The sequence below is a fragment of the Vibrio agarilyticus genome (genome assembly GCF_012641465.1).
In the GTDB taxonomy this organism is placed as follows: Bacteria; Pseudomonadota; Gammaproteobacteria; order Enterobacterales; family Vibrionaceae; genus Vibrio; species Vibrio agarilyticus.
The window spans coordinates 19,535-45,069 of record NZ_JABAIK010000008.1 but is presented as its reverse complement, the minus strand read 5'-3'; the positions used below and the strand labels follow the sequence as shown (position 1 = coordinate 45,069).

General features: G+C 48.5%; 27 protein-coding genes. 10 read left to right on the top strand and 17 right to left on the bottom strand.

Annotated features, from left to right (window positions below):
• Positions 1-74: 74 nt before the first annotated feature.
• From dinB to bolA, 10 genes are all read right to left on the bottom strand, one after another.
• Entirely contained in the window at positions 75-1,133 is a 1,059-nt protein-coding gene (dinB, locus tag HGP28_RS09555) for a DNA polymerase IV (protein ID WP_343033854.1), read from the bottom strand.
• Between the two features lie 128 nt (positions 1,134-1,261).
• On the bottom strand, positions 1,262-1,495 hold the full coding sequence (nqrM, locus tag HGP28_RS09550; protein ID WP_168836230.1) for a (Na+)-NQR maturation NqrM: 234 nt from the start codon (positions 1,493-1,495) through the stop codon (positions 1,262-1,264).
• Positions 1,496-1,498: 3 nt separating this feature from the next.
• Complete coding sequence (locus tag HGP28_RS09545; RefSeq protein WP_168836229.1) at positions 1,499-2,512, bottom strand: FAD:protein FMN transferase; 1,014 nt, start codon at positions 2,510-2,512, stop codon at positions 1,499-1,501.
• Positions 2,513-2,787: 275 nt separating this feature from the next.
• Positions 2,788-4,011, bottom strand: coding sequence for an NADH:ubiquinone reductase (Na(+)-transporting) subunit F (nqrF, locus tag HGP28_RS09540; RefSeq protein WP_168836228.1), 1,224 nt, complete (start codon positions 4,009-4,011; stop codon positions 2,788-2,790).
• A 33-nt stretch (positions 4,012-4,044) separates the two neighbouring features.
• Positions 4,045-4,641: an NADH:ubiquinone reductase (Na(+)-transporting) subunit E gene (gene nqrE, locus HGP28_RS09535; RefSeq protein ID WP_168836227.1), complete on the bottom strand. Its 597-nt coding sequence runs from the start codon at positions 4,639-4,641 to the stop codon at positions 4,045-4,047.
• Between the two features lie 7 nt (positions 4,642-4,648).
• Positions 4,649-5,281 (bottom strand): NADH:ubiquinone reductase (Na(+)-transporting) subunit D, encoded by a 633-nt coding sequence (locus HGP28_RS09530; RefSeq protein WP_168836226.1) that lies wholly within the window; start codon positions 5,279-5,281, stop codon positions 4,649-4,651.
• Entirely contained in the window at positions 5,281-6,054 is a 774-nt protein-coding gene (locus HGP28_RS09525) for a Na(+)-translocating NADH-quinone reductase subunit C (protein ID WP_168836225.1), read from the bottom strand. The genes HGP28_RS09530 and HGP28_RS09525 overlap by 1 nt, the downstream gene beginning before the upstream one ends.
• Complete coding sequence (locus tag HGP28_RS09520) at positions 6,044-7,288, bottom strand: NADH:ubiquinone reductase (Na(+)-transporting) subunit B (protein ID WP_168836224.1); 1,245 nt, start codon at positions 7,286-7,288, stop codon at positions 6,044-6,046. Before HGP28_RS09520 ends, HGP28_RS09525 begins: the two co-directional genes overlap by 11 nt.
• A gap of 5 nt (positions 7,289-7,293) precedes the next feature.
• Positions 7,294-8,634: a Na(+)-translocating NADH-quinone reductase subunit A gene (locus tag HGP28_RS09515; protein ID WP_168836223.1), complete on the bottom strand. Its 1,341-nt coding sequence runs from the start codon at positions 8,632-8,634 to the stop codon at positions 7,294-7,296.
• 483 nt (positions 8,635-9,117) lie between these two features.
• On the bottom strand, positions 9,118-9,438 hold the full coding sequence (gene bolA / locus HGP28_RS09510; RefSeq protein ID WP_168836222.1) for a transcriptional regulator BolA: 321 nt from the start codon (positions 9,436-9,438) through the stop codon (positions 9,118-9,120).
• Between the two features lie 285 nt (positions 9,439-9,723).
• Here bolA and HGP28_RS09505 point away from each other — a divergent pair, with 285 nt between their 5' ends.
• From HGP28_RS09505 to HGP28_RS09490, 4 genes are all read left to right on the top strand, one after another.
• On the top strand, positions 9,724-10,878 hold the full coding sequence (locus tag HGP28_RS09505) for a methyltransferase (RefSeq protein ID WP_168836380.1): 1,155 nt from the start codon (positions 9,724-9,726) through the stop codon (positions 10,876-10,878).
• A gap of 101 nt (positions 10,879-10,979) precedes the next feature.
• Positions 10,980-11,549, top strand: coding sequence for a YajG family lipoprotein (locus HGP28_RS09500; RefSeq protein WP_168836221.1), 570 nt, complete (start codon positions 10,980-10,982; stop codon positions 11,547-11,549).
• Positions 11,549-12,094 (top strand): peptidylprolyl isomerase, encoded by a 546-nt coding sequence (locus tag HGP28_RS09495; protein ID WP_168836220.1) that lies wholly within the window; start codon positions 11,549-11,551, stop codon positions 12,092-12,094. The genes HGP28_RS09500 and HGP28_RS09495 overlap by 1 nt, the downstream gene beginning before the upstream one ends.
• Positions 12,095-12,169: 75 nt before the next feature.
• Positions 12,170-13,522 (top strand): AmpG family muropeptide MFS transporter, encoded by a 1,353-nt coding sequence (locus HGP28_RS09490; protein ID WP_168836219.1) that lies wholly within the window; start codon positions 12,170-12,172, stop codon positions 13,520-13,522.
• Between the two features lie 24 nt (positions 13,523-13,546).
• Here the strand turns inward: HGP28_RS09490 and HGP28_RS09485 are convergent, their stop codons facing one another.
• The 3 genes from HGP28_RS09485 to HGP28_RS09475 all read right to left on the bottom strand — a co-directional run bounded on the left by HGP28_RS09485 (position 13,547) and on the right by HGP28_RS09475 (position 15,696).
• A complete protein-coding gene (locus HGP28_RS09485; protein ID WP_168836218.1) occupies positions 13,547-14,224 on the bottom strand; it encodes a ChrR family anti-sigma-E factor in 678 nt (225 codons plus the stop codon).
• A 2-nt stretch (positions 14,225-14,226) separates the two neighbouring features.
• Entirely contained in the window at positions 14,227-14,805 is a 579-nt protein-coding gene (locus tag HGP28_RS09480) for an RNA polymerase sigma factor (protein WP_168836217.1), read from the bottom strand.
• A 303-nt stretch (positions 14,806-15,108) separates the two neighbouring features.
• On the bottom strand, positions 15,109-15,696 hold the full coding sequence (locus tag HGP28_RS09475) for an LON peptidase substrate-binding domain-containing protein (protein ID WP_168836216.1): 588 nt from the start codon (positions 15,694-15,696) through the stop codon (positions 15,109-15,111).
• A 329-nt stretch (positions 15,697-16,025) separates the two neighbouring features.
• Between HGP28_RS09475 and HGP28_RS09470 the strand changes: the two genes are divergently transcribed.
• From HGP28_RS09470 to csdA, 4 genes are all read left to right on the top strand, one after another.
• Positions 16,026-16,775 (top strand): outer membrane protein OmpK, encoded by a 750-nt coding sequence (locus HGP28_RS09470; RefSeq protein ID WP_168836215.1) that lies wholly within the window; start codon positions 16,026-16,028, stop codon positions 16,773-16,775.
• Positions 16,776-16,968: 193 nt separating this feature from the next.
• Positions 16,969-17,895, top strand: coding sequence for a 2-dehydropantoate 2-reductase (locus HGP28_RS09465; protein ID WP_168836379.1), 927 nt, complete (start codon positions 16,969-16,971; stop codon positions 17,893-17,895).
• Positions 17,892-18,518, top strand: a complete 627-nt coding sequence (locus tag HGP28_RS09460) for a DJ-1 family glyoxalase III (RefSeq protein WP_168836214.1) — start codon at positions 17,892-17,894, stop codon at positions 18,516-18,518. Before HGP28_RS09465 ends, HGP28_RS09460 begins: the two co-directional genes overlap by 4 nt.
• The gene (gene csdA, locus HGP28_RS09455; RefSeq protein ID WP_168836213.1) at positions 18,518-19,741 is read left to right on the top strand and encodes a cysteine desulfurase CsdA; all 1,224 of its coding nucleotides are present in this window, start codon (positions 18,518-18,520) and stop codon (positions 19,739-19,741) included. The genes HGP28_RS09460 and csdA overlap by 1 nt, the downstream gene beginning before the upstream one ends.
• 23 nt (positions 19,742-19,764) lie before the next feature.
• On the opposite strand, the gene csdE is transcribed toward csdA, so the two are convergent.
• From csdE to HGP28_RS09435, 4 genes are all read right to left on the bottom strand, one after another.
• The gene (gene csdE / locus HGP28_RS09450; protein WP_168836212.1) at positions 19,765-20,193 is read right to left on the bottom strand and encodes a cysteine desulfurase sulfur acceptor subunit CsdE; all 429 of its coding nucleotides are present in this window, start codon (positions 20,191-20,193) and stop codon (positions 19,765-19,767) included.
• Between the two features lie 12 nt (positions 20,194-20,205).
• On the bottom strand, positions 20,206-21,012 hold the full coding sequence (gene tcdA / locus HGP28_RS09445) for a tRNA cyclic N6-threonylcarbamoyladenosine(37) synthase TcdA (protein WP_168836211.1): 807 nt from the start codon (positions 21,010-21,012) through the stop codon (positions 20,206-20,208).
• A gap of 119 nt (positions 21,013-21,131) precedes the next feature.
• Positions 21,132-22,217 carry a murein transglycosylase A gene (mltA, locus tag HGP28_RS09440; protein WP_168836210.1) on the bottom strand — a complete coding sequence of 362 codons (1,086 nt, stop codon included), beginning with the start codon at positions 22,215-22,217 and terminating at the stop codon, positions 21,132-21,134.
• Between the two features lie 284 nt (positions 22,218-22,501).
• A complete protein-coding gene (locus tag HGP28_RS09435; RefSeq protein WP_168836209.1) occupies positions 22,502-22,918 on the bottom strand; it encodes a DUF2850 domain-containing protein in 417 nt (138 codons plus the stop codon).
• A gap of 160 nt (positions 22,919-23,078) precedes the next feature.
• Between HGP28_RS09435 and argA the strand changes: the two genes are divergently transcribed.
• Together argA and glsA are read left to right on the top strand one after the other, a co-directional pair.
• Entirely contained in the window at positions 23,079-24,428 is a 1,350-nt protein-coding gene (gene argA, locus HGP28_RS09430; RefSeq protein ID WP_168836378.1) for an amino-acid N-acetyltransferase, read from the top strand.
• Between the two features lie 113 nt (positions 24,429-24,541).
• Positions 24,542-25,480, top strand: a complete 939-nt coding sequence (glsA, locus tag HGP28_RS09425) for a glutaminase A (protein ID WP_168836208.1) — start codon at positions 24,542-24,544, stop codon at positions 25,478-25,480.
• Positions 25,481-25,535: the final 55 nt, after the last annotated feature.

The following is a 25,535-nucleotide window of genomic DNA, read 5'->3' as shown; positions in this document are numbered from 1 at the left end:
AGACAAACTATGTGATGAGGTTTGTGAGTGCCAGTCCTTATCTCGTTAACAAAACGCGCTGCAACTTCAAGTAGTCAGTCAAACATCGATAATTGCTGACTTTGCCAGGCTGGAGGTAGCGCAACGCTCAGCCCCAGCAGCCGAATTTCACGCCCTTTTTGCCGCGTGAGTACCTCACGCAGTAGCTCGCGAAAATAGTCAAGCTCAAGCTCACCGTGCACATGTTCGATGGTGGTTTGCTGAAAGTCCGCGAATTTAACCTTGATCCCTTGCTTGATGATTTTTTTGTTCGCTGTTGCACGCTCAAGACGCATTTCTAGCTCAGGAAACAGACGCTGCTCAATCACCTGCCAGCACTGCTCAAAACTGTGAATATTTTCACTGAAGGTACGCTCCACGCCAACGGACTTACGCTCACGTTCTACTACGATTTCACGCTCATCAATGCCTTGACTTCGTTTCCATAGCGAGGCGCCAAGACGGCCAAATTGCGCCAATACCGTGCGATAATCACTGTGGCGAATGTCTTGGCACACGAAAAAGCCTGCTTGATGCAGCTTTTCAAGGCTCACTTTGCCCACCCCAGGGATCTTCTCTAGTGGTAGAGTATCTATTACCTGCTGCACTTTATCAGGCGGGATCACAAATTGCCCGTTCGGCTTATTCATGTCTGAGGCAACTTTGGCGAGAAATTTTAGTGGCGCAACACCAGCAGAAGCGGTTAATTGGAGCTCGTTCCAAATATCGCGCCGAATCGCTTCAGCAATCAAGGTAGCGGAGCCATGACAAGCCGTCGCGTTGGTAACATCAAGATACGCTTCGTCGAGCGACAATGGTTCGATGATTTCTGTATAGCGACGAAATATCGCTCGAATTTGTTGCGAGACCGATTTGTATACCGACATACGTCCCGGTACCACGGTCAAATTGGGGCACAATTGACGAGCGCGACCGGTCGGCATTGCGCTACGTACTCCGAACTTACGCGCTTCATAGTTGCACGTGCTGATCACTCCGCGCTGTTTTTCGCTACCACCTACGGCGAGGGGAATGCCGCGATAAGCGGGATTATCACGCATCTCGACTGCGGCATAAAAGCAATCCATATCGACATGGATGATTTTGCGCACCACGGCGTCACACAAAATACTTCACCACAAAATACTGTTCAAAAAACCAGTATATACCTAAGTATCGTCAAGATACAGAGTCTAAATAAAATCGCAGCGCATGACGGTTTGCGCTGCGTCCCTTAACTGAATTAGGCAATACGGTCTTTATCCCACTCGGCAAGTTTTGCCTGACGAGCGGCTTCACGTGCTTCGCGCTTCTTGCGCGCATCACAAGGCTCTGGGCAGTTACACACTTTTTCAATGCCCACAGCGCCAAGACCACCACAACTGCCTTTTACCACTTTCTTTTGAAAAATATATCCAACCGCCATGGCAGCAATCACCGCCACAAACACGCCAAAGGTGATCAAAAAAGTATTCATCACTTACTCACTGCTGCTATTAATTAAAGTTTGATACTTTGCAGAGGCATACTCTTCAAAGCCTTGCTCTGTTTTGACGATCATCAAGACGGCAATGTCGTTATTTTGCGCCACTTGCATGCCTCGCTCTGCGCCTAGCACCATTAATCCAGTAGCAAGGCCATCGGCTGTCATCGACGACGGATGAAGCACAGTCACCGACACCACCTTATGGTTGATAGGCTTACCTGTGCTTGGGTCGATAATGTGAGAGTAGCGCACGCCATCGTGCTCAAAATAATTACGATAATCCCCAGAGGTAGCGATGGCCATATCCCCCGGTGCGATGATCTCTTGAACCGCGCGCTCGCCTACGGTCGGTTTTTCTATCGCAATACGCCATGGCATCTCTGCTTGGTTAATGCCTTTTAAGCGAATTTCGCCACCGACTTCAACCATATAGTCATTGGCACCAATGCGCTCAAGATAATCGGCCACGACATCAACGCCCCACCCTTTGGCTATGGGTGACAAATCAAGATAGAGATCTGATCTTGCTTTGCTGAGGGCATTACTATCAAGGGTTAATAACTCAATGCCCACCATAGCGCGACGCGCGTCCAACTCTGCGGCGGTTGGAACACGCTCTGGCCTAGCTTCTGGGCCAAACCCCCATAGGTTAACCAAAGGCCCCACAGTCACATCCAACCCACCTAACGTTAGACCGTTTAAACGAATCGCTTCTTTCACCACGGTGGCAGTCTCTGGGGAAAGTTTAAAAGGCGCTGCGCTGTCGTGTTGATTGAACTGACTCAGCTCCGAGTTTGGTCGGTAAGTCGACATTTGATCGTTCACTTGCTCAAGCAAACGGTCGACTTCCTGCTGCACGTTTTGCGGTGTCGGCAGAGCGTCATGGTTAAGATACTTAATATTATAACTGGTGCCCATTGTGGGGCCGGAGAGGTGCACTTGTTCAGCAGGCTGCTCACAGCCAACCAAAATCACCAAAGAAGCTAAAGCAACAAGCCAATTTTTCACTTGTTCACTCCCATTAAAGTTTGATCAGAAAACATAAGGCAATGGTTGATATTCATCCACTCTCTTATATCCACTGGGTGGAAAAAAGAATGGCTGACTCAAGAGTCAGCCACAATGTAGCTTTTCGTATAACAATATATTTCAAGTTCATTGATGTGATAGCAAGGAGGCAAATCAACCTTTCCCTAGGAGCATAGATCACTATGTGACTAGGGCAGCCGGCGAACCGGAAGGTTTATGCCGCTGACACCGCTAGCGCTTCAATGAAGAAGAAATTAGCCACCGAAATCATCGAGCAGGATATTCTCATCCTCCACCCCGAGATCTTTTAGCATGCCAATCACGGCAGCATTCATCATCGGTGGACCACACATGTAGTATTCACAATCTTCTGGCGCGTCATGATCGCGCAAGTAGTTTTCATACAATACGTTATGGATGAAACCTGTGTAGCCATCCCAGTTATCTTCTGGTAGTGGGTCAGACAGTGCACAATGCCATACGAAGTTATCATTCTCAGCCGCTAGGCCATCGAAATCTTCAACGTAGAACATTTCGCGCTTAGAGCGTGCGCCATACCAGAAAGACATCTTGCGCTTAGAGTGCAAACGCTTAAGCTGGTCGAAAATGTGTGAACGCATTGGCGCCATACCAGCACCACCGCCGACAAAGACCATTTCCGCATCGGTGTCTTTGGCAAAGAACTCACCAAATGGCCCCGAAATCGTACACTTGTCACCCTCTTTCAGTGACCAGATAAACGATGACATAATGCCTGGTGGCACATCTGGGTTATTTGGTGGCGGCGTCGCAATACGCACGTTCAGCATGATAATGCCGTGCTCTTCTGGGTAGTTCGCCATTGAGTACGCGCGAATGGTTTCTTCATTCACTTTTGACTCATAACGGAACAAATTGAACTTCTCCCAATCATCACGGTATTCCGCTGGAATATCGTAATCTGCGTATTTCACGTGGTGCGCCGGCGCTTCAATCTGAATGTAACCACCAGCGCGGAAAGGCACTGATTCACCATCAGGAATTTGCAGCTTAAGCTCTTTAATGAACGTCGCTTTGTTATCGTTAGAGATAACGGTACATTCCCACTTCTTCACGCCGAAGATCTCTTCAGGAAGCTCGATGTCCATGTCAGTTTTCACTGCCACTTGACATGCTAGACGCTCACCTTCACGCGCTTCACCTTTTGAAATGTGGTCAAGCTCGGTTGGTAGAATGTCACCACCGCCAGATTTCACCTTAACGCGACACTGACCACAAGAGCCACCGCCACCACAGGCAGAAGAAACGAACACACCTGAACCAGCAAGCGCGCTAAGCAGCTTGCCACCAGGAGAGGTCACGATCGCTTTTTCAGGATCGCCATTGACCGAAATTGTAATGTCACCTGTTGGTACTAGCTTAGATTTAGCGAACAAAATCACTAACACTAACGCCAGTAGTACCAGAGTAAACATCACGACACCAAGAATAATGTCCATTGACTATTCCTTAATTGTTGCGGCTTACCCGACTTACAGTTGCACACCAGAGAAAGACATAAAGCCTAACGCCATCAAACCCACCGTGATAAACGTGATACCCAGACCACGCAAACCCGGAGGCACATCAGAGTACTTCATCTTTTCACGGATACCTGCAAGTGCGACGATAGCGAGCATCCAACCGACACCAGCACCAAAGCCGTAAACCACAGATTCTGCGAAGTTGTAGTCACGTTGCACCATGAAAGAGACACCACCAAAGATCGCACAGTTAACTGTGATAAGCGGTAGGAAGATGCCCAGCGCGTTATACAAAGGTGGGAAGAAACGGTCTAGGATCATCTCAAGGATTTGAACTAGCGCCGCAATCACACCGATGAAGGTTATGAAGTTCAAAAAGCTTAGGTTTACGCCTTCAACGAGAGCATTTTCTTTAAGCAGGTAGGTGTAAACCAAGTTGTTTACTGGTACGGCGATGGTCAATACCACTACAACCGCAACACCAAGGCCAAAAGAGGTCTTTACTTTCTTTGATACCGCCAAAAAGGTACACATACCAAGGAAGAAAGAGAGTGCCATGTTTTCGATGAAAATCGATTTCACCAGCAGACTAATATAATGTTCCATTTCGCCCTTACTCCTTCGCTTCTACTTGTTCTGGTTTGAACGTACGGATCGCCCAGATAAGGAAGCCGATCAGGAAGAATGCTGATGGGGCCAGAAGCATCAAGCCGTTTGGCTGATACCAACCACCATTATTAACCAGTGGTAGCACTTCCATGCCAAACAGTTTGCCTGAGCCAAACAGTTCACGGAAGAAACCCACAGTGATCAAAACAAAACCGTAACCCAAACCATTACCAATACCGTCAATCAATGACGGTAGCGGCGCTGACTTCATTGCGAAGGCTTCAGCACGACCCATTACAATACAGTTAGTAATGATAAGGCCAACGAATACTGATAGCTGCTTTGAAATGTCGTAAAGGTACGCTTTTAAGATCTGGTCTACCACAATTACTAGCGAGGCAATGATCGCCATTTGCACGATAATACGCACGCTGTTTGGAATGTGGTTACGGATCAACGAAACGAAGAAGTTAGACAACGCCGTTACAAAAATAACCGCGATCGTCATAACAAATGCCGTTTCTAATTTCGTCGTTACAGCAAGCGCTGAACAGACGCCAAGAACTTGTAATGCAATCGGGTTGTTATCCAACACCGGTGCCATCAAGCTCTTTTTCATGTTTTGAGCACTGGACATTAGTTCAGACCTCCGTCACGTACTTTGGCAAGGAACGGACCAAAGCCGTTATTACCAAGCCAGAAGTCAAAGGTGTTCTGCACGCCAACTGCCGTCAGAGTTGCTCCTGATAGGCCATCAACCGCGTAAAGTGAACCTTGAGGTGCACCGCCTTTGACAATCTTAATTGCTGGCTGCTGACTTTCATCAAACAGCTTCTTACCCACAAACTGAGCACGCCAAGATGGGTTTTCAACTTCACCACCCAATCCCGGAGTTTCACCTTGTTCATAGTAAGTAATACCATTGATGGTGTTACCGTCGGTTTGTACTGCAACAAATGCGTACATCATTGACCATAGACCGTTACCGTGAACCGGCAAAATCACTTGATCAATTTGACCTTGTTGCTTCACGAGGTAAACCACACCCACGTTGGCTCGACGAATGATTTTCGCCGTGTCATCTTGGGCACTCAATTTCATCGATTGAGCAGGATCTTTTGCGGCTGCGCGCTGATCATAGGCACCAGCATCGCCGTCAACAAAATCCCCGGTTTTGAAGTCAACCAAACGCGGCTCAATGTATTGTGCAAAGAGCGCTGGTACTTCTTTGGCGCTGGTCGGGTCAATGCCCGCCACTTCCAAAATTTTGGTCTGCTTATCAAGTACTGCGTTTTCTTGCTGCTTGCTACGCAAACCGACCGCTGCGGTTGATACGACGATTGAACACACAAGGCTCAATGCGACAACAACACCCAGCGTTTTCTTAATGCTATCGTTATTACTTGCCATAGCGCGCTAGTCTCCGCTTGATGTTCTTCTCGATAACGACATGGTCGAATAAAGGTGCAAACAAGTTCGCGAATAGAATTGCCAACATCATCCCTTCTGGATACGCAGGGTTTACTACTCGGATCATGACACACATTACGCCGATCAAAATGCCGTACCACCATTTACCGTTATTGGTAAATGAGGCAGATACTGGGTCGGTAGCCATAAAGAACATACCAAACGCAAAACCACCAAGCACAAGATGCCAATGCCAAGGCATGCTGAACATTGGATTGGTCTCAGAGCCCACCACGTTAAACAGCGTTGCCGTCGCAATCATACCGATCATAACGCCGGCGATGATACGCCAAGAGGCAATACGCATGTAAACGATAAGTGCTGCACCAATCATCAGTGCCAAGGTTGATGTCTCACCAATCGAGCCTGGAATGTTACCAATAAAGGCATCCATCCAAGTGATAGGAGCACCCGTGATGTTGTTGATAAGCGCGCCATTACCACCTTGAGCCCATTGGCTCAGCGCTGTTGCACCAGAGAAGCCATCGGCCGCAGTCCAGACAAGATCGCCTGAGATCTGTGCTGGATAAGCAAAGAACAAAAAGGCTCGACCGGCTAACGCTGGGTTAAGGAAGTTACGCCCTGTACCACCGAAGATCTCTTTTGCAACCACCACGCCAAAGGTAATACCCAGCGCCGCTTGCCATAACGGCAAGGTTGGTGGAACGATAAGAGCAAACAAGATAGATGTGACAAAGAAGCCTTCGTTGACTTCGTGCTTGCGCACCATACAGAACAACACTTCCCAAAAACCACCAACGATAAATACCGTTGCGTAGATAGGTAAGAAGTACGTTGCGCCGAGCAACATTTTACTTGCCCAACCGGCTTCAGCAGACACAGTGCCGCCAAGCATTTCAGTAAGCCAGTAATGCCAGTTGCCCGCCACCACTTGTGCAAGTTGGTCGCCAGAATAAAGATGTGTTAACGCTGCGATGGCTTGACCACCTGCGTTGTACATACCCCAGAACATCGCTGGGAATACCGCAAACCACACCATGATCATGATGCGTTTGAGGTCGACGCTATCACGAACGTGCGAGCTTCGTTTGGTTACCAGACCCGGCGTATAAAACAGCGTTGCCGCCGCTTCGTACAGTGCAAACCATTTTTCATGCTTGCCGCCCGGCTCAAAGTTATGCTCGATGTCTTCAAGAAACTTTTTAAGGCCCATGAAACTTACCCTTCCTTCTCAATTTTATCTAAGCATTCACGAAGCAATTGACCGTACTCGTATTTGCCTGGGCAAACAAAAGTACACAATGCCAAATCTTCTTCATCAAGCTCAAGTGCACCAAGCGCTTGCGCGCTGTCACTATCGCCAGAGCAAAGATCGCGAAGCAATAAGGTAGGTTGAATATCCAGTGGCATTATGCGCTCATAGTTGCCAATGGGTACCATGGCACGGTCACTGCCGTTGGTCGTCGTGGTCATGTTGTACAACTGACCCTTAAAGAAGTGACCAAGGAATGAACGTGTAATAGAAAATTTATTTTTACCAGGAACCGCCCAGCCAAACAGCTCTTTATCACGCCCTTCGCGTAATACCGAAACTTGTAAGTGGTAACGACCTAGATAAGCATGTGGGCCACTGGCTTGTGTACCTGAAAGTACCGAGCCTGAGATCACACGCACTTCGCCCGGCATCAACTCATTGTTGGTCAAAGCGTCCAAATCGGCACCCATGATCGTACGCACAAGACGCGGCTCATTCACCACAGGGCCTGCAAGAGACACAACACGCTGTGTGAATAGCTCACCCGTTAGGAACAGTTGACCAATCGCAATGACGTCTTGGTAGTTGATGCTCCAAGCGACGAAATCAGCGCTAACTGGATAAAGGAAGTGCATGTGCGTACCCGCAAGACCCGCAGGGTGCGGACCATCGAATACGTGCTCTTCCACATTAGTTTGAGCTGAACGCGGCAGGCTCACACCCGACTTACACACGTAAACTTTACCGCTGGTCAACACAGACAAAATGTCCAAGCCGGCGATAAACGCTTCAGATTGTTCATTGATGATGATCTCAGGTTGCGCTGCTAATGGATTGGTATCCATTGCCGTCACAAAAATGGCCTGAGTTGACGAGTCGATTGCGGGAACCTTGCTGAACGGTCGAGTACGCAAAGCTGTCCAAAGACCAGACTCAACCAATTGACTCGTGATCGCAGCGCGATCTAAGCCAGCGAGTTGATTCGCTTCGAACTTATCAAATGTGATTTGGGCATCACCGCTCACTTCAATCACAACAGATTGAAGAACACGTTTTGCACCACGGTTCACTTCAATAACTTTGCCGCTGACGGGCGAAGTAAATTTCACTCCAGGATTCTTTTTATCTTCAAAAAGAACTTGAGCTTTTTTCACTTCATCGCCTACGCGGACATGCATAGTTGGACGCATACCCACGTACTCTTCGCCAAGCAAGGCGACTTTATTGATGGGATTACCATCATTAATCACCTGGGATGGAGTACCCGCGATTGGCAGGTCCAAACCCTTCTTTATTGTAATCATACGCACTTGCACTACTTTATCGGGAAAAAGATTCTTTTAATTGCGTAACTTTTTAGACACGACATCTGTGTCCGGTTTTGACGTTGGAACCACGCCAAAATCGCAACATCCTATTAAACACCCAATCACAAAATATGAACGGGAATTATCAGGTGCAGTAGTTTAGCATTTTTTACGAGTTTGATGCCATGACCTAAAATGCTAATCCCTGTTTTATTTCTAACGATGTCCGTCCTATCGTTTAAACAATGTCCATAACTATGACGCACCGCACACACAAGCTGTAATGTTATGCGAAAACTGAATGCACCCATTCATATTTAGAAACATTCAATTAACACCATTCATGGCTTGTCACATGCGAAAATATTGTTTTTGCCATTTTAACCAGCGCACAAAGCTGATGCAGTAAAAGGAATAAAAAAAGATGGCCTAGCGCCATCTTTTTACCCACTTTTTTTGTGTTTTTTGCGAGGGCTCGAATTATTGCCCTGCGGTTTTACCACCGCCCATGCACATCGGGCTATCTGGCACACCATCTCGTACCACACGCCACTCACTGTCGGTATAAGTATGAATCGACAGAGCATGAACGTGGCGTTCCAGCTCTCGAGCAAGAGCTTGGTTAATCTGACGATGACGTTGGATGAGACGCTGCCCTTCAAAACGGTCACTCACGACAACGACTTTGAAGTGACTTTCGGAGCCCTGTGGCACATTGTGCATATAACTTTCATTGATCACACTTAAGTGCGTTGGCATGAAAGTTTGGTGTAACTTGGTTTCAATGACTTCTTGGATCATTTTAAGTTCCCTTTATTACCACTGACAGTGAGCAAACCTGAGAAAGCTCGCTCTGATAAAAGCCTCACAGTACGCGAGTTAGGTCAATAACGTCACGCTTACTCAAGTATATCCCAAGATTTCCAATTGAGACGACGATTTATTCTCTTCAATAACAATAGGCTAGAGATAACATATGCGCCATGTAACACACCTTGGCACGCATTTTTCTACCATGTTGTCGATCATTTTGCGACAATAGCCACGAAATTTCTGATATCAACTTCGCGTTCAGCACACGTCATGATCAAAACTCAACTGCAGCTTCTTAATCGAAGTTTAGATTTGTACCGTTACCCAAAGCTAACCAATGAGACGCTCCAAGCCTGGGATGCCGGCGACGAATACCTCATCTCTCATATCGAGTCATCATCGCTCGCGCCCCATTCGCGAATTTTGATCCTTAATGACAGTTTTGGTGCCTTGAGCTGTTGGTTTGGGGCACACCACTTGGTGTTTAGCATGACGGACTCGCACATTGCCCGCTTAGGCATTGAAGCCAACCTCGCTGAAAACGGGGTCGCTGACGGCTCAGTCACCCTCTTAACCTCGCTCGATCCTTGGCCAGAAAATATTGACTTAGTATTGATGCAACTGCCGAAAAACAACCGTTATTTGACGTGGCAACTGCATCAATTACGGACCAAGCTCGATCAATCGACGCTGGTTATTGCGGTCAATAAAGCGCGAGACATTCACAGCTCAACGCTAAAATTATTTGAGCGTTATCTTGGTACAACTCACACATCCCTGGCGTGGAAAAAGCACCGTTTGGTGTTCGCTCATGCCAACGCTGTGCCTGTAGAAGCCGCACCTGAATCTTCTACATGGACAGTGCCAGAACACGGATTAGAACTGACCAATTTAAGTAATGTCTATTCTGGTGAAAGTTTGGATTTAGGCGCGCGGTTTATTTTAGAACACCTGCCAAAGAAAGCGGAGTATCAGAACATTATCGATCTTGGTTGTGGCAACGGTGTGCTTTCGCTCAAACTCGCGGCGCTCAATCCTCAAGCTCATCTCACCCTCGTCGATGAAAGCTATATGGCATTAGCATCAGCGAAAATTAACCTGCAACGGTTTCTCGCCATCGATGATAATGCGCTAGCGGCCAAAGCCACTTTCAAGGCCAATAATTGTTTAGATGGATTTGCACCACAACAGGCGGATCTGGTTGTGTGCAACCCACCCTTTCACCAACAGCAAGCGGTCACTGACCATATCGCCTGGCAAATGTTTTGCGATGCCAAGCGAGTGCTAAAAACGGGGGGCGAACTGCGGGTTATCGGCAATCGCCACCTCGGCTATGACGCCAAGTTGAAACGGCTGTTTGGCCCCAATAATGTTGCTTTCGTGGCGTCAAATAGTAAGTTTGTGATTTTGCAGGCAACAAAAGCCTGAGTCACCTTTCCCACATCGAAGAAATTCATAGTATATTGAGGGCATTGAAAAAGACGTTCACTCGTAACGTCGCCCTTTTTACGTCAACCAAGGAATTGATAATGAAAAAATGGCTTTTTACCGCTTCATTAGTCTTATTGACGGCTTGCTCTGCGCCGCAGCCGCCACAACTGAACTTTGCCCCTCAAGCCTTTTTGAGCACCAATCCGATTGCTGATGGCAAGAGTTTTACCTTGACCAGTAAAGATGTACGAACAGCGCAATATGTCGCTTTGGTTGACAGTGGCCGCGCTAATGTCATTCCACTTCACGCGCAGCAAAATCTACGCATCACCCTAGAAAACCAACTGGCCAAACAGTTAGCGTCTCAAGGTTTTCACACCAGCATGACCAGTAACAATAGTGTGACCATGGTGCTGCAAGATGCCTTAGTTAACGTGAAGCATTCCGTGATGGAAAATGAAATGGACGCTCTGGTTGTGCTTGCTGTTACCGCCGAGACACCAAAAGGCAAATTGGTCAAAACCTATACTGGCACTGCAAAACGTACTGGTGTGTTAAGTGCGTCCGATCAAGACATCGAGATGGTGTTAAATGATGTGACTAACCTTGTGCTTGCTGATATCGCTGCAGATAAAGAGCTGCAAAACTACATGCGGGAGCGTTTCTAATGCTACGTTCACTGATTTTATCGCTTGCGCTACTGAGCTCTGCGGTTTTTGCTGGTCCCAAAGTGACGTTTGAGACGACCCTTGGCACGATTGTCATTGAACTCAATCAAGAGCAAGCGCCGATCACGGTTGCCAACTTCATGCGTTATGTGGAAGACGGTAGCTATGTTGGCAGCCAGTTCCATCGTGTGATCCCCGGGTTTATGGCGCAAGGGGGAGGCTTTGATGAATCGCTTAATCTTCTAAGTACGTATGAACCGATCAAAAACGAAGCGGCAAATGGCTTAACTAACGACGCTGCGACAATCGCAATGGCGCGCACCAGCAACCCCAACTCCGCAACACGCCAATTTTTCATTAACCTTGTTGATAATGATTTTCTAAACTACAACATGCAACCGCCTGGTTATGCTGTCTTTGGCACAGTGGTGGAAGGCTTTGACGTTGTGCAAAAAATGGCGCAGCAGCCAACAGGTCGCTCGCGTGGTATGGCGGATGTTCCCAAAACGCCAATAGTGATAACCAAAGCGACTCTCGCGCAATAACCCCGCCTCAAAACGTCATTGCCATTTCGAGGCTAAGCTGATCTTAGCCTCGACTTTATTACTCAAGGATTTTTTATGCAGCCTTCGACAACACCCAGTTGGCGCGATAGTGTAACCAGTTATCTCGACCGCCGCTTGCTCTGGGTTTTTATGCTAGGCTGCTCAAGTGGTTTTCCTTGGGTTCTTATTGGCTCTAACATGTCTGGCTGGTTAAAAGATGCCGGGTTAACCCGTAGCGCTATCGGTTTTTTTGGTAGCGTTTTTGCGGTCTACGCGATTAATTTTCTTTGGGCCCCTTTGGTTGACCGCGTCAAATTGCCGATATTGCACAATCGGTTGGGCCAGCGCCGCAGTTGGATTTTTGCTTGTCAGGGCATCATGTTACTGGGCACACTTGTCATTGCAACGCTCAACCCTGCGCACCAATTGTGGTTAACCTCGTTATTGGCATTGACGATTGCGATTGCCTCAGCGACCCAAGATGTCGCCATTGATGCGTTTCGAATTGATACCTTTCCGAAATCACAAGCCAGTAAACTGCCACAAGCGTCGGCGATGGCAGTCATGGGATGGTGGACAGGCTATTCGCTGCCAGGGTATTTGGCCTTTATTAACGCCGACGACATCGGGTGGAATGGGGTCTATTTTGGCATGGCCGCGATTGTTGGCCTTCTCATGTTATTTACCCTTATCGTGCATGAACCTCAAACGCAGCGCGACGAGTTACAACAGCAAGCCGAAGCACGTCATCATCAAGTGATTCAATCATCGATATTAACTTGGCTCTCCGTCACCCTGATTGAACCTTTTCTCGATTTCTTTCGTCGTAATGGCGTGCAAATCGCGCTCACATTACTGCTGTTTGTCTTTTTGTTCAAAATCGGCGAGGCGTTCCTTGGCCGAATGTCGATCCTCTTTTACAAAGAAGTGGGCTTCAGTAATGAACAAATTGGCCATTACTCAAAGCTTATCGGATGGGGCGCGACTGTCTTCTTTACGCTACTCGGCAGCTTATTCAACGTCAAATTTGGTATCGTTCGAGGCTTAATGCTTGGCGGAATTGCCATGGCAAGCAGTAATTTGATGTTTGCGTGGATGGCGCAAGAAGGTCCAAGTGAGTCGCTCTTTTTGGCCACAGTGATCATTGATAATTTTACCACTGCGTTTTCAACCGTCGCGTTCGTCTCTTTCTTGACCTTACTGACAGGTCAAGCGTTTTCAGCTACACAATACGCGCTTTTAGCGTCACTGGGCAATTTAGGCCGAACAACGCTTGCGTCATTTAGTGGCCAACTGATGGACTATCTTGATAGCTGGCCTTGGTTCTTTATTTTAACCGCGCTGATGGTCATTCCAAGCCTTGTCATGCTCTATTCATTGCGCCGCTATTTCACTGCACTATTAAACAAAGCGGCGCAAAACCAATAGCGAATGGCGGTTAAAAATGCCAGCTTAAGGGTACATGCCTTTACCAAAGCGGTTGAAGACTCGCGCGACGCCAGTAAACAACATCGGCTCGGTTAATACGGTGAGGCACAAACACTCTTCCCCTTCAGCAGTGAAAGGGCTGTGTTTATGCCGCCCATCGCGCTCGAGTAAATCACCGGCCGTATAATGCCCGGATTCATCACTAAAGCCTCCGTGAAGCACTAAAGTCGCCTCTTTGCCTTTATGGGTGTGCTGGGGAATGCGAACATTCTCGCCGATGTAAATCAGATTAACTCGAGCGGTTTCTTCTAGCATCACTTCGGCGCTGAATACTTTGCCGCCATAACTACGCCATTCACTCAACTTATCCGCAAACGGCCATAGCGGTTTGGGTAAGGGAAATGAGCGACCGTTGACTTTTACATCTCGCGGCTCAGCAATCCGAATCTCACTGCGCATTAACGGCAAGTCGGTGATACCGTCGAGCATCGCCTCTAAGGCAAGACACTCTTCATCTCCACCCGAAAATGCAAAGTCGCTGGCCATTTCAAACTGGCTTGCTAACTCATTTTCCAACTGATGAACCTGCGCGCGGCATGCACTGCACTGAGTAATATGCAATGCCACCACAAGCCCCATCACCGCGTCAATTTCCCCGCAGGCGTATGCCTGCAACAACTCTTGATCAGGATGCTTATTCATTGTTACTCCAAGTGCATCGTGTGGCGCAGCTTTTCGACCGCGAGCCTTAAACGCGATTTTACTGTGCCAAGAGGAATATCAAACATATCCGCCACCTGTTGATGAGGTAACTCATCAAGATAGACAGCGCGAACCACATCTTGCTGTGCTTGCGGCAGCGTATCGAGAAACTTAATCACTTGTTGTTTTAAGCGATCTTGCTCGGGTGAGTAATGAGCCACGAGATCCGGTGGATAAAACTCACCCGGCCAGACGTCTTCGGCATGTAAATGCAGCTCACGCCCTTTTTGCTTGCGCAGCAAATCAAAACACAAATTGCGTGCAATCGTATAAACCCACGTCGAAAGCGCACTTTTACTGCCATCAAAAAGATGAGATTTTTGCCAGACAGCCGCCATTGTTTCCTGCACTAACTCAAGCGCTACCTGCTCATTTGCCACATGTTTATAAGCAAATTGACGCAATCGTGGAGAAAAGTAGTGAAACACCACAGCAAAAGCAGCCTTATCACGCCGCTTTACACGCTCCATACAATGCTGCCAATCCTGCTTTGTCATTGTCTGCGGATCTTTGTTGACCATAACTGCCCTTCCTACTCGAACACGCTGTCCTGCGCGCTCGAACCGTTTGACGGCGATAACTGTGACTCGATTGAGAGCCACTCAATCTTCAAATCCTCGCCTCACTGACGACCCAAGTCAGGCTCGCTGAGCCATACATCTAGAGGTTACTTGGGTATGCATTTCAGGAAAATAACCCTTTTCACTAGTGTACGCAGATTGATGGCAATGGATCAAATCTTGTAACACTTACCACCCAATCCCTTAACAACGCAAACAGATAACCGCCTTCATTACGTTTGACCTAAACAGCTCGATATGCATCTAACTGGGTGTTTGTTGCGGCTCTTCAATGGTATGCCGCAAAAACGCAACCGCATTTTGACAATCGCCACTACTCACCAACGCCTCGTATAACGGCTTTGACAGCGGCAAAATCTCCATCCAACGCTGCGCAACCCAAGTCGCATCATCAAAATGGCAATCGGCGTAGAGCTCTGCAATCACCGGAAACTCACCGTATACCCGTTTTAAATGCTGGCTTAACGACTTGTCTTGAGGGGAAAACGGCGTCGGAGCCCAATTCTGTAGCAATTCGACATCGGCCACTCTTAAGCCGTCGCTCTCGACCTCAATATGATTGATTTGAAACCGCTGCTCGCCGACGACGGTGATGCCTAGAAGGCCATCATCAAGCAGCTCAAAGTCGATGATTCGGCACATAGTGCCAAAGTGCGACAGCTGCGTTTCGCCCGTTTTCGTGTCCTTATCAACCAAGCACATTCCAAAGCTCGTATCGCGCTCACAACAATCTCGCACTAGGCGGCGATAACGGGGTTCAAAAATGCGCAATTTCATTCTCCCACCGGGCAATACCGTCGACGACAGAGGAAACAGCATTAATTGGCTCATAGCGCTCTCCAAAAAGGCAATCACCTTAGTGTTACGCAAACCTTCGAAAGAGCGATCACCTCACTGGTGAAAAGCGTGGCGCGCAATGCGCTATTTTTGAACTTATAAATACAAAACCATTAATGATAGATTTAATAAAAAGCAATCGTTTGCATAAAAGTCAGTAAGTTCCATAGAAATGTCATTTTATTTGATCTTGATCACCTAAAATATTCAACTTTTTCATTCAGATCACTTTTAATTGGGAGATAAATCGCTATTATGCGCGCAACGAAAACGTTCGCGCAAAGATTTGCGTGACCTCTGTAGCAAGTAAAGAGACTTTCTAAATGCGTAAATCACTTTTAGCACTAAGCGCAGTAGCCGCGGTTGCAGCTGTTCCTGCTCAAGCAGAATACTTATTTGGTTTCGGTGGTATGTATGCAGACTACCAAGTGTGGGACCACGGTATCGGTAACGACAACGACAACTTTGGTGGCGACATCTCTGACCGTAACCAAGCAGTTATCGGTATTGAAGGTGGCGCAGGCTTTACTTGGGGTCAAATCTACGGTTTCTACGATTACGAAGGCGTAGACCGCGCTTCTGGCGACCGTGGCGCATCAACCAAAGGCACCATTCACTACAATCTAACCGATTCAGGTGTGAGCCTTTACGCGCAAATCTACAACACTGACGCAGACAATGGTTTCCATGAGCAAAACCGTGTCGTTGGTCTTGGCTACACTGGCCTTAAAGGCGACGGTTGGGCATTCACCCCATTTATCGGTATCCATGAAATCAACTCTGGTGATGTGAAAGGCGCAAACGGCGGCATGGCTGGTTGGGTTGGTTTCTACAACACCAACATCGGTAACCAAAACTTCACTTTCTCTACTTGGGGTGAATACGAGTTTGATCGTCAAGCAGCATACGCAGCAGCTCAAGGCGACAACTGGGGTCTGAACGGCTCAGTTAACGCGATGTGGAACATCAACCAAAACTGGGCAACGGGTGTACTATACCGTTACACAGTGAACAAATTGGGTCGTGAAGGCTACCAAGATCTGATGATCTACCGCCTACAATACAACTTCTAATTCGTTTTCAGCATCAACTATGATGCGATACCGAACTTTCAAAATGGCGCTCAACAGCGCCATTTTTTATTCCCTCCATGCTCGATGCGACACTTTCCTACCCGCTTCTTAAACATGGTCATCAAGATTGATTGGCATTCATCGGTGAAGCGATTATTCTTGCTAGCATTTCTTTGTTACCAGCGGTGATATGATGAATATCGTAATTGTCGGTCCAGGTGCGGTCGGCAGCCTATGGGCACACTACCTCAGTCAAGCAGGCCACCGCGTCAGTTTTTGGAGTCGCGATCCTGCGCCGCTACTTCACCGACGTATTGACGAAGCCAACATTATTTCCCTTGCCAACAACCAGCTTAGTGAACTCACTCGTGCCGATCTACTGTTAGTGACCACCAAAGCGTGGCAAGTGCTTGATGCGTTATTGCCGCTTCAAGGGCAGCTAAATTGTGATACTGTGATTACCTTAATGCACAATGGGATGGGAACGGCCACGCCTGTCGCTGCGGCTTTTCCTGATAATCCCATCGTGCTGGCCACCACAACCCATGGTGCACTAACCGAGCAAAAACTCGATACCGAGGTGCTGCCTATCGCCCACACAGGCCATGGCATTACCCAGTTAGGGGGCTTCAATGAGGCGGGGAAACGCTGCGATTTTCTCGCCGAGGTCTTTGATCACGCGCTTGCGCCTGCCAATTGGCACGAAAATGTCACTGCGGCGCTATGGCACAAGTTGGCAGTGAATTGTGCTATCAATCCACTTACCGCGCTGCATCAAGTGCGTAATGGCGAGCTTGCTCAGGCGAGATTTCAAGCCACATTGACTGAGTTGTACCGCGAGATAAGTGCTGTAATGAACGCCGAACATATTGTTACTAGCGCTTCTGATATACAACGCGCGGTAGAAACTGTCTATCAGGCAACGGCCGCAAACTATTCTTCAATGCATCAAGACCGCTATTTTCAACGTCGCAGTGAAATCGACTTTATCACAGGCTATCTGATTGATTGCGCAGCCAAACATGGTATCGACGTCCCCAACAATCTGGCGCTGTATCAATCGATGACCGAACTGGATGCGACACTTGTTCCCTGTCGGGATCCTCGGAGTTCTTTATGAGTAAAAAAATTTTAGTCCCCATTGCCCCCGGTACCGAAGAGCTTGAGGCCATCACCATCATCGATATCATGGTGCGTGCAGGCTTTGACGTGGTCACGGCAAGCGCCGCGTCAGATGGCGCCTTAGCCATGAAGGCATCGCGAGGCGTCACGCTGACCGCCGATTGCAAATTAGTCGATGTGGCGGACGATGAATTCGATGCTGTCGTCTTACCGGGCGGTGTGGGCGGTGCCGAGCAGTTTCGCGATAGTCCACTGCTGATTGAATTGGTGCGCCAGCAAATGTATGAAGGCAAATTGGTGGCCGCTATCTGCGCCGCTCCAGCACTCGTTTTGCAGCATCACCAGCTCTACCCTAAAGCTATTATGACTTGCCATCCTAGCTTTCAGCACGCCATACCCCTGGCGCTTTGGCGGGTGAAACGAGTCGTCAAAGACGTCAACCACAACCTTATTACCAGTCAAGGGCCTGGAACCGCGCTTGAGTTTGCGATGGAAATTGTGATCCATTTGACCGACCGTGCACACGGCTGGGCAGTCGCCGAGCCCATGATCACTCAGCCAACGTTAAATTATCACCAAGAGCTTGGCGATGGGGTGCACAATGAAGGAGTGGGTGGATAATGAGTTCAGCCACTTTTGACATTAACCAGATACGAGCGCAATTTCCCGCATTAACTCAGCAAGTGAATCAGCAGCCGTTGATTTATTTGGATAGTGCAGCCACCACCCAAAAACCGCAATGTGTGATTGACGTGTTGCAGCGCTACTATGGCTCAAATAGCGCCAACGTTCATCGTGGCAGTCACAGCTTAACCGCGAGCGCAACCGCGCAATTTGAAGCCGCCCGTGACACGGTTGCTCATTTTCTCGGCGCCCAATCTCGCAATGAAATCGTCTGGACGCGTGGCGCCACTGAAGCGCTCAATCTTATCGCCCAAACCTACGCTCGAAGTACCTTACAAGCCGGTGATGAGATTTTAGTTGGTGAAATGGAACATCATGCCAACATAGTGCCGTGGCAAATGGTTGCGGAGCAAACTGGGGCCAACGTGATCAAGGTACCGATGACCGCGCAATGTCAATTTGATCTCGACGCCTTTCGCCTGCTGCTGTCGCCACGCTGCAAAATTGTGGCATTGGCTCATGTCACCAACGTCACTGGCACTCGCCAGCCGATTGAAACGGTTATCGAAATGGCGCACAAGGCGGGCGCGATTGTGGTGGTGGATGGCGCGCAGGGGATTGTTCACGAACCCGTCAATGTGGCCACTCTCAATGCTGACTTTTATGTTTTCTCAGGGCATAAGCTGTATGGCCCAACGGGCATCGGCGCACTTTACGGTAAGCAAACCTTACTCGATGCCATGCCTCCGTGGCATGGCGGCGGTAAAATGGTCGAGCATGTCTCATTTGAGCAGACGACCTTTACCCAAGTGCCCGGCAAATTTGAAGCAGGCACACCGAATGTGGCGGGAGCCCTCGGGCTGGCTAGTGCTATCGAATGGTTACAAGGCCTACCACGCAATGAGATTGAGCAGCACATTCACCGCTTAAAATTACGCGCGGAAAATGCACTCCAAAAGCTAAGTGATGTGAGGCTTATCGGCGTGCAGCCGAGTGCCTCTGTACTGACATTCGTGGTCGATGGGGTCCATTCACAAGATATTGCCACCTTGCTTGATCAGCAGGGCATTGCAGTGCGCGCGGGCCATCACTGCGCCCATCCGTTAATGGACGCGCTTGGCGTCTCTGGCACAGTGCGCCTCTCTTTCGCTTTATATAATACCGAAGAAGAGGTTGATCAATTGATCATCGCACTTGAAAAGGCGCTTGAGCTTCTCTAACTCAACCGTTGGCGGAATAAGGATTATTCCGTCGACACCATAGTGCGGATCTGCTCAACAATGGCTTTTAAGCCGTTGCCACGAGACGGGCTCAAATGGCTTAACAGACCCAATTGCTCAAAATAGTGGTCGACATCAAACGCCAAAATAGCGCTAGCACTTTTGCCGTTGTACGCCGCCATCACGAGCGCAATAAGCCCGCGTACAATGCGCGCATCCGAATCGGCGGAAAAATGCCATACGCCCTCTTCTAAAGCGCCAGAAAGCCACACTTTACTCTCACAACCGGCAACCGTAAGTTGCGCATTTTTTTCCGTCTCGGACATCACGGGTAACTGTTTACCCAATTGAATAACCGCGCGATAACGAGCTTCCCAGCCCTGACACTGAGTCATTTCGGCAATGACAGTATCGCTGGTAATTTGGTGACCAAAGAGGGAAACGCTGCTCATCTTATGCCTCCATTAACGGTATTTCTGGATCAAACGGTCAACAATGCGCGCGACCGCAACAAAGCCAAACGTTGCTGTCACTACAGTTGCGGCGCCAAATCCACTGGCGCAGTCCATCCGTTTCGGACCATCGGCGGTAGATTTCACCGCACACACGGAGCCATCGGCCTGCGGGTACTTGAGCTGCTCGCTGGAAAAGACACAATCAATACCAAACTTACGCGCCGGATTTTTCGGAAAGTTATGCCGATGGCGCAAGGTATCTTTGAGTTTTTTTGCCAACGGATCTTGAATGGTTTTGGTTAAGTCTGCCACCTGAATCTGAGTTGGATCGACCTGCCCGCCAGCACCACCAATAGTGATCACCTTAATTTTGTTGCTACGGCAATACGCCAGTAGCGCGGCTTTCGCCGTTAGGCTATCAATCGCATCCAACACATAGTCGTACTCTTTAGTGAGATACTCGTGCTGATTATTCGGTGTGATGAAATCATCAATCAAATTCACTTTGCAATCTGGGTTGATAAGTTTCACTCGTTCCGCCATCACCTCAATCTTACTTTGGCCAATGGTGCCCGAAAGTGCGTGGATCTGACGATTGATATTGGTCACACAGACATCGTCCATGTCGATAAGCGTCAGCTCTCCAATACCAGTACGCGCAAGCGCTTCAACGGCCCAGGATCCCACACCGCCGATACCAATCACGCAGACGTGCGCCGCACGTAAAATCTCAACCTCACTGGCACCGTACAAACGTCGCGTACCACCAAATCGTTGGTTGTAGCTATCAGAAGCGGGAGTATCAAGTTCACGCACAGCAAAGCTCCTAAATCAGAGGACATCACGCAATAATTTGACAATGTCGCGGAAGGAAAAAGAAAGAGTGCGTTTTATACGCACTCTTTTCGTAAATGTCTACCTACCTATATTTGATATTACAAAGAAGGGGCTCCCTGTTCTTCTAATGCCGAAAGAGACAATTTCCACACGCGGCCAAAATGTTTGTAGTGACCTGCGTCAGTACCGGCGCGCTCTCCCATACCATGGTAAAGGTCGAGGTGGTTCTCTTTCACCGCGCCACCCGTATCGAGCACAATCAGCACGCGCAGCTCATGCGTTCCACTCCAAGTGCCATCTGCATTTAATAGTGGCACTTCTGCCAAAATCGGCGTTCCCATCGGAAAAATAGAGCGATCGCCAGCCACAGACGCCATTGGCAATAGTGGAATACCTGCAGTGCCTGTTACTGGCGCGTCAGCCTGTGGGTTAAAAAAGACAAACGACGGGTTCTGCTCAAGCAGCTCTTGTACTGTAGCTTGGTCATTAGCCAGCACCCACTCTTTAATCGCTTTCATTGACATCTTTTCACGCGACACCAATCCCCGTTCAATCAGTACTTTACCAATGCTGACGTACGCTTTGTTGTTTTTTCCACCGTAGGCAAAATATTCCAAGGTATCGTCATCTTCAAAGTGAACAAAGCCACTGCCTTGAACTTCCATTAAAAACGGGTCAATGAGGTTGGCCGCGTAACCGAGTTCAAGACCTTGCCCTGCCAACGCGCCTTGATAAATCTCCGCTCGAGTTGGGCAGTCATCACTGCACTCTGGCTTGCGATAGACCGGATATTTAAACACCTCATTAGCGCTATGACGCAGCTCCATCACCGGTGAAAAATAACCGGTAAATAACACATTACCTTGATTATCGCCGCCGCCTAACTGCGCCGTTTCAATACCGAACTGGCTCAGTGTTTGTGGCTCGCCGCTAAGGAGCACCCACTCATTAATCGCTTGATATAACGACTGATAACGCGTCGCCATACTCGGTGATTTTTCGATCACCTGCGCCGCTTGGGCAGCAAATTGACCGTAATCTCGCGGTTGATTGGATTGAACTTGAGTCACAGGATTGAGCAGTTGAGAAAATTCACCGTCGAGGTATTGCTGCGCCCGATCGGTTGGCTGAGCGCACCCCACTAACGTCGTTAATGCGGCAATTGAAAAAAATCGTTGTAACACGCGTGTTGTTCCTTGAGTGAGATATATACCCAAATAACTTGAAGATGCAGGTAGGCGACCAGCGAACAAAACCTCTGAGCACTTCGTGAACATAGATAAACTATGTGATGAGGTTTGTGAGTGTCGCTGCAACTTCAAGTAGGACGGGTATACCCAAACGCATTAATGACGCTTGAGCGTCATAAGCATGACAAACTCACTCAAGATTCGCAATCAAGATTCGCAATCAAAAAATGCCTCGCGTAATGAGCGCACAAAGCGACAGGAAACACAAGCTTGTGCGGTTAAGGGGAGCGGCGAAAAACAGGTCGATAATGACCATCAGACAACAATTTGATTTCTTTGAGATCTTTACTGAGAAACTGGTAGCGCTGAAGCACTCCTCCAGCGTGATATTGCAAATACTCGCCATCAAATTCAAATTGAGACGCAATGCGATGACCATTCATCACAACACCTTGCTCTGACAGATGAAATTCATCCGCTTGATAAGGCGCCACTTCTTGTTCCACCCAACGACCATAAATGAGCACATTGTCGTTAGGGTTAGGTTTGAGCCATTGATTAATCAAATCGGCGTACAAAAACACCACCAGAAGAGTGCCAAGCGCCGCCACTAGCATCAGCACTCGCTCAACACTTTGAGTGCGCCTTAAAGGCGGCACTGCGTTATCGCTATTCTTGTTGCTACTCAATGCCATAACAAGACTCCTGATGAGATTTTTATCAGTCTATAACGCGACCTAAAAGAGGCCAATCTCAGTGCCGAGAAGTTGGACAAAAGCTCACAAAATTTCACTTGCTCACAAGTGAATAAAAAGGCAGTATTTATACATAAATAAACATCAGATGGAGTTTATGATGAAATTCCGCAGTACGGCTTTGGTGAAAGGATTTCGCCAGTCTACCCCTTATGTGAATGGCCATCGTGGAAAAACCATGGTGATCATGTTGGGCGGCGAAGCGATTGACCATGAGAATTTTTCCAATATCATCAATGATATTGCGCTACTTCATAGCTTAGGAATCCGCATCGTATTGGTGTATGGCGCTCGTCCACAAATGAATCGAGTATTGGAAAAACAGCACGTCACCACGCCCTACCATAAACAAGTCCGCGTTACGACTGAGGACGCTCTGCCACTGGTTATGCAAGCAGCAGGGCAACTACAATTGGCGATCACCGCACGATTATCAATGAGCCTCAACAATACGCCAATGGCTGGCACCCAATTGAATATTGTTAGTGGTAACTTTGTGATTGCTCAACCAATTGGTGTTGACGATGGCGTGGATTACTGTCATAGCGGTCGCATTCGGCGCATCGATACCGCAGCGATTCATCGCAGCCTCGACCAAGGCGCCATTGTGCTGCTGGGCCCCATTGCAAGTTCCGTCACTGGCGAGTGTTTTAATTTGATGTCAGAAGAAGTGGCAACGCAAGTGGCCATCAAGCTTTCCGCCAACAAACTGATTGGTTTTTGTTCCGAGCAAGGCGTTATCGATCATCAAGGCAACGCAGTTGCTGAACTCTTTCCCAGCGAAGCCCAAGCGATCATTGAGCAATATCAGCTCGACAGCGATCCTTGCAGCGACACACGCTCTGGCACGTTACGCTTTTTGACCGGCGCTGTCTCGGCCTGCCGTGCGGGGATCAATCGTTCGCATCTTATCAGTTATCAAATTGATGGCGCTCTCATTCAAGAGCTGTTCTCCTTTGATGGGATTGGTACCCAAGTCGTAATGGCCAGTGCCGAGCAGGTACGCCAAGCCACCATCGATGATATTGGCGGGATTTTGGATTTAATTCAGCCACTGGAAGAACAAGGCATTTTGGTTCGCCGCTCTCGAGAGCAGTTAGAGCAAGAGGTGGAGCGCTTTGCCATTATTGACCGTGATGGGCTTATTATTGGTTGCGCGGCACTCTACCCTTACCCCGAAGAAAAAATGGCTGAAATGGCGTGTGTTGCCATTCATCCCGATTATCGCGATGCCAACCGAGGTGGCGTATTGCTTGAGCATCTTGCGCATCGTTCAAAACAAGCCGGTATCAATAAGATTTTTGTTCTCACCACACGCTCACTCCACTGGTTCCGCGAGCAAGGTTTTTACGAAACGGGCGTTGAATCGCTGCCGATGGCAAAGCAGTGTCTGTACAACTTTCAGCGTCGCTCAAAAATTTTGCAGCTTGATCTGTATACGCACAGCTAGAACGTCTCACTGAATACGTCAGCAGCATCTAGACTCTTTAAACTAGGTTCAAGTGTCACTCTATTGACCGCGAAAGCTCCCCATAGAGTGACGCCATCGCATAGGAGTCTTAAATGTCATCTTTTTTTTCCGCCGCACAACTCCAAGAAGCGGTTGATCGCGCCTTTTACGACCACTATCAAAATCAAACCGGACAGAACGCCGATTACATTCCGTTTCTTGCCAACGTGCCAAGTGAACAATGCGCTATCAGCCTTGTGACCGCCGAAGGGGCGGTATACCAAGCAGGCGATCACGCCACGCCCTTTGCCATAGAATCGGTATCAAAAATCTTTACGCTCGCACTGCTATTAGACGACATTGGCCCCGACAGTGTGCGTGAGAAAATTGGTGCAGAGCCAACCGGACTGCCCTTTAATTCAATTCAAGCCCTTACTGAGCATCATGACAAACCCTTGACCCCCTTGGTCAATGCTGGCGCAATTGCAACGGTCAGTTTACTCAATGCCACCGATGAAGCGGAGCGTTGGCAGCGCATTCATCACTATTTTAATCGCTTGGCGGGGCGCGATATCGCCTTATCCGATGCGCTGAATCAATCGGAACAAAGCACTAACTTTCACAATCGTGCGATTGCCTGGCTCCTCTATGCAGCGGGCAACTGTTATTGCGATCCCATGGAGGCGTGCAAAGTCTACACTCAGCAGTGCTCTTTGATGATCAGCTGTAACGATCTCGCCACCATGGGGGCCTGTTTGGCTTTAGATGGGCGTCATCCTCACACTCAAGAGCGCGTATTAACTGCAGGTTACGCTCGCTACGTGCTGGCTCAGATGACGATGGAAGGGCTTTACGACCACTCAGGTGATTGGTTTTATCAAGTGGGGCTGCCTGCCAAAAGTGGTGTTGGCGGAGGCATTGTCGCCGTCGTGCCCGGCCAAATGGCCATTGCCGCTTATTCTTCTCCGCTTGATAGTTATGGCAATAGCGTACGCGCGCAGCAAATGATAACCACGGTTGCAAGCGCGCTTTCGCTTGATCTGCTCAAATAGTATTACAGCTGTGAGTAGTGATACGCAATTAAAGTGAGCGTTTGTATACAAAGGC